The 5,652-nt window shown below is 47.5% G+C and carries 4 protein-coding genes; all 4 read right to left on the minus strand.

What is annotated here, in order from left to right:
- Window positions 1-1,487, minus strand: a 1,487-nt coding sequence (locus tag GC098_RS25140; protein WP_171645958.1) for a sensor histidine kinase, incomplete at its 3' end; no start/stop codon positions are given.
- 92 nt (window positions 1,488-1,579) lie between these two features.
- On the minus strand, window positions 1,580-2,962 hold the full coding sequence (locus tag GC098_RS25145; RefSeq protein ID WP_171645959.1) for a response regulator transcription factor: 1,383 nt from the start codon (window positions 2,960-2,962) through the stop codon (window positions 1,580-1,582).
- A gap of 157 nt (window positions 2,963-3,119) precedes the next feature.
- On the minus strand, window positions 3,120-4,046 hold the full coding sequence (locus GC098_RS25150; RefSeq protein WP_171645960.1) for an ROK family protein: 927 nt from the start codon (window positions 4,044-4,046) through the stop codon (window positions 3,120-3,122).
- Window positions 4,047-4,059: 13 nt separating this feature from the next.
- Window positions 4,060-5,652: class I mannose-6-phosphate isomerase (locus GC098_RS25155; protein WP_216625419.1), on the minus strand; the 1,593-nt coding region annotated here is incomplete at its 5' end.

The following is a 5,652-nucleotide window of genomic DNA, read 5'->3' on the forward strand; positions in this document are numbered from 1 at the left end:
GATTTTTTCCTTTCGTTTTCGTATGAAAATAAGCGGGAAACTTCTTCCTCCGTCATGCCGGCCCCATTATCTTTCACCTCAATGTTCATATGACTGTCATTAGCGGCGATTCGCACTTCGATCACCCCTTCTACATCTCCAAGCCCGTGATACAAAGCGTTTTCGACGAGCGGCTGCAGAATGAAACGCGGAATCGTCTGGTCCAGCAGCGTCTCATCCATTTCAAAACGGACATCAAACTGGTAATCGTAACGAATGCGCTGAAGCGCCACGTAGTCTTTCAAGGCTTCGAGTTCATCGCGCAGCTTGACGACGGATCCCTCTTTGCCTAGGTTATAGTGCAGAACACGTGTAAAAATGGAAACGAGACGGTCGATATCATCCTGTCCGTTCATGCGCGCGATCCATTGAATTGTATTTAACGTATTATGGATAAAGTGAGGATTGATTTGATGGAGAAGCTTTTCCACTTCCAATTGCGCTTTCATCCGCTCATTCCGTTCGATTTCCGCGAACAATTCTACAATTCTAGTTCTCATGAGATCGAACTCGAATAGCACGCTGTCGAATTCCCGCACGTTCGTCTTATTGAGCTTGGAATCGAATTTGCTGCCGGTAAGGGAGCGAATCTCTCTCAAAATGCTTCGGATCGGCTGGTATACAGTCCGCCATACCAATAACGCGAGCGCAATGCTTATAGCAAGACATACGAGGCTGATGCCCCCGTAACGCAAAAGCCAGGTATTGAACTCCTTCTCAAAATCGCGCTTATCGATCGCAACGATGACGCTCCACCCTTGGTCGCTGACTTCTTTGAAAAAATAAAAACCTTTTTTTTCCGCTACATTGACATCCGAGGTTTTAATAGAAGAAAAATCGGCGCCTGAAGGAAATTGAAGCTGGTCGTCACTATAGGCAATTTTGCCGCTTTGATTCAACAAAATATGCGAAGCGTTCATCCCATATTGATACTTGTTGAGAATTTTCTCAAATAAAAGGAGATTGGTTTCAAGGTACACGTAAATCATTTGCGGTTCTATTCCAGGGACATTGACCGGTCTTGCCAACGAGAAAACGGTATTCTGACTGTACTTGTACGCTGTTTCATGCGGACCAAAGAACGATTCACCTCTAACGCTGGACAGCAAAGGAAGCGATTCGATGGTGAAGTTGTCTCTGATTTCACGGTTTTGGAACTTCACTTTCCCCTCGCCCGAAAAAAAATAGAGCATAACCCCCAAATACGGATTTGTGGAATTAACGAGATTCATATTTCTCTGAATCTCGTTCGTTAGCTGCAGTTGCTCGAAAATGCTTTGGGACGAAAGCAGATTGGACAACGATTGTCCGACAGTTCCTTCTTGCGAAAGCTGCAGAGAGACATACTCCATATTGCTAAGCGTATTTTCGAGACTCATTCGCGTTTGGGACAGCGTGTTTTGAATCCCGCTTTCGATTTTTTCGTGAAATATCGTTTGCAAAGCCATATAAGCCCCCCCCCCTAGTAAGAGGAGCGGAATTATAGTACTCATCAGGAGCGTTGCAACTAATCGCGTTTTCAGGGAAGACCAGTCGATCTTCATTTTGTCTCTACGCTCCCTTCGTTCGCTTTACGATATTCCGCCGGATTCATTCCGACCCGCTCCCGAAAAATTTTGCTGAAATACTTTTCATCCTTGTAGCCGGTCCGTTCCGCAATTCGGTAAATCGGGTACTTTGTTTCGACAATCAGCCGTTTCGCCTTCTCGATCTGCAGTTCCTTCATATATTCACCGAACGATCTGCCGATGATCGTTTTGAAGCATTCGCTGAAGTAGCCGCTGCTTATGTTGAATGTTGCCGCCACCATGTCACGATTGACACGCAAATCGTCCAATTGCAGCATATAATAAAGTGCTTTCAAAACGGTGACGATGATTTCGTCAAAGTAAGCGAAGCTTTTCATTCTCTGCTGTATCGCACATCGAATCTCAATGAGGATTTGCTTAAACAAGTTCCAGCTTACCAACGATTCGGTGATGGAATCGTATGCATCCAACTCGCCGTTTCGGAACATTTCGCGCCAAAGACGCACGGATATACGGAGTAATTCCGACAAATATCGGCTGTCCGGTTTCATTTGCTCGATCAAGACGATCAGACGCTGCCACCCCTCCTCTTCATAAAGCCAGCGGAACGAGAACCACACTTCGTCAAGCAGTTTTGGCTCATCGAGAATTTGTTTGTCCGCCGATTTTGCCGGCATCATCGTCAGCTCGTATACTTTCCGATTCGGTTCGTATTCGTAAAACAAATAAGTCCGAATGCTTATGTCGGAAAATTCCGGCTTTCCATCAGCTTTTATAAGGACATAATCGTTCGATTGAGCTGCATATCGACTTAAGGTCGATTCTATTTCGTCATCCGTGCAAGTAATGGACCAAATTTGAAAGCCGAGCGGTGTTACGGAAAAAATGCCAGCTTTCATCAAATCGGAAACTGGATCTAGTTGCATTGTTGTAGACATTAGCGCCAATAGATAAATAGGTCTGTCTTCCGTCTTCGTCTTGGAAATACCCGTTCCGGCCACTTTATTCATTTCCTCATACCGGATTCTCTGTACGATTCGCGCCAGCATGTCGTCCATGGTTTCTTTTTCCAACTGTGTTTTGACGATATAGTCGATTGCTCCGGCACGCATCGCCTCTTGAATGTATTCAAAATCCTGATGGCACGTCAGCACAACAATCCAGGTCTTCGGATGCTGAGCGCGAACCGCCTTCATCAGTTCGAAACCACTCATTGTCGGCATCGTCAAATCGACGAACAGCAGGTCGACCTCGTGTTGTTGCATGAAATCGAGTGCCGCCCGACCGTTCCCCGCTTCGCCGACAATTCGGATGTCATATTTGCTCCATGGCATCGTGGAAATGAGACCTTTGCGAACCAGCTTCTCGTCATCCACGATCAATGTATTTAACATTTTGTACCGCCTCGTTCCTATCGCAATTTATCCATAATATCTCTCCGATAAAAAATGAGGGTAGCCCTCTGATATCATTCTATCAGAACTACCCTCTCCATGTTTTGGAGAACCATTTGATTGCTCATACCATGTTTTTCTGCCAATTTCTAATCATCTATCCCCTGACGTAATCATAAATCCCCTTAAAAGTGCTTGTAAGTGTATCTTGACTTATTAAAACATCCGTCCTTAGGCCTTGCGAAGCCAATCCCTCTTGAAAAGTATGAGCGAACAAAAAGCCGCTCTTAGAGATTTGGCCGCCTAGAATGATCCTGTCAGGGACAAATACACGTAGAGCAGGAGATAAAATGAGGGCCATTCGCTGACCGAATAGCTCAAAAAGCTGTCTCGCATCCGGCTCATCGGATATAGCGGAATTCGCCAACTCGCGTACGTCACGACCTCTCAAGTCCATTCCCAATTCCAAAGCCAATTGAATAATACCTCTTTTGGAGATATAGTCGTCCGCAATCCCATTTCGATAGGACACTTCATACAACCAACCGTTGTCCGGAACGTCGCTCCGTTGTTTCACCAAGCGTCCATGCTCCAGAAAACAGGAGCCGAGTCCCGTTCCGATTGTTAAGCATACGACCCGGTCTGCGCCTTGAGCTTCCCCGTAGACGGCTTCGCCAAGGCCGAACAATGCGGCGTCGTTCTCGAAAGTGATGTGGAACTCTGGGGCAAACTTCTCCTGCAGGGTAGCATCAGAGCGAAGCGCTTCCTCCAGCAGCTTTCCGATAGGGAGCCTGTATAAGGAATCAAATTTGCCCAAGCCCTGAATGAGGCTTATCCCGTTCTCATAATCGAAAGGACCGGGAAACGCCATACCAAGTCCGCAAATCCGCTGGTTATCTTGCTCTACTTTGGCGATAACGTCCCTAACAATCCTAACAAAGTTATTGATGATCTCATCTGCGGCTAACTCGGCTCGAGATTCGTAATGCGCGACGCTTGGCCCTATAATCGTTCCTCCGCTTACCGCCGCCACCTTGATCTGCGTTCCTCCGACATCGAAGGCAAGAATAATAGAAGAATTCATTTTAGGCTGCCCCCTACGCTCTGACATAAGCTTTTATCGTACCGATGGTTTTCCCTTCACTCTTACCGCTGGGCCGAATCAAGTAGGTCGAGACGGAAGCCGGGACAATGAAAGTTTCCGCATATCGGACCACAAATGGCTCGAACGATCCATCAGAGCTTTCAACAGTCGCCTCTTCGCCTTCAATAAGGTTCAGCATATGAACACTCCCGTTCGACTCGTGAATGACGGGAACCGAGAACCAGTGCCGACGTGTCTCGATGAATTCGAGCTCGTGCAGACCCGTCCGCTCTTCTATCCATCCTTCACCTTCCGCCACCTTTTCGATCTGGCCCACGCATTCCGACGTCGTCCATTCGGTAGTCCGGTTCCATTGAATGACTTTGGCTCCATGCTCCACATGAACGGGTCTAGGCCGCCCGTCGAGACCGAGCCGATCCCAGTCCCATAGTTTAAACGTGAAAATATAAGGTGTAGCGCTAATCTCCAGCACCATACAGCCCGCTGCGGAGCAATGGACCGTTCCTGCTGGGATGAGAAAATGATCGTGCTTGGCTGCAGGATACACATTGACATATTCCTTCGCTGGAAACGTACATTCCCCATTCTGTGCGTTACGCAAATCCGTTATCATGGCTGCGGGATCGATGTTTTCCTTAAGCCCTAGATACACTTCTGCCCCGGGCGCGGCATCAAGAATATAATAGCTTTCGTCCTGCGTATAAGACATGCCGAACTGCTCGCGAATATAGTCAGTAGTCGGATGTACCTGCAAGCTCAGGTTCTGTCCTCCTATCGTATCGAGGAAGTCGAACCTAATCGGGAATTCAGCACCGAAGCGTGAATAGACCTTCTCCCCCAGCAGCTTAATCGATTCGAAGAAGACTAGATTGATGGCAGGTATCTCCAAACGCAAAGATCCGTATTGAAAATAAAGGCTGTTTTCTTCCGGCACACCATCGAAACCCCATGCGTATGGATGATCTTTTGGGGGTAGATCTATGTTAGACTCCAACCACGTACCGCCCCATACTCCCGGATCGAAGTAGGGTACGAGCCGGAACGGCTGGCTTGCGGTCTGAGATAGGCCGGCGAACAACGCTTGTTTGGATAACATCTTAGGTTCATTCTTGGTATTCGAATCCAGATAGTAATCTACACGATCGAATAGAGATCTCTTCAGCCGGTCCGCCATGCGCCATTCAAAGAAGAAGCCGCGCTTGTAGAGACGAAGAGTATCATCTTCTCTTTTACTTGTCCGCCAGTTGCCCATCTCCTTCGCTCGGTAGCGAAGTTGAATTTCCCAACGTGCTAAGTCCGCATAGATAAGAACATCACCACTGGCGATAAGTGAGGCACCGAATCCGATGACCACAATAATGCCGTCATTCACCTCCGCTATCTCGCTACGTAATTTGTCGACTTTATCCGGCTGGTAAAACTCATCTATATGGAACGGCGCCATGTACCCGAATACGCGATCGTCCGACATATAACGCTCGACTTTGCGATCAACCTCTACAGGGTCGAGTGCTGCCTCTTCGGATCTGACAATCATTTTCGGCCTTAGGGAGACTGCCAATCCCTCGAGAATTTCCTCCTGTCT

This window comes from Paenibacillus phytorum, assembly GCF_013141715.1.
GTDB classification, from domain to species: Bacteria; Bacillota; Bacilli; order Paenibacillales; family NBRC-103111; genus Paenibacillus_E; species Paenibacillus_E phytorum.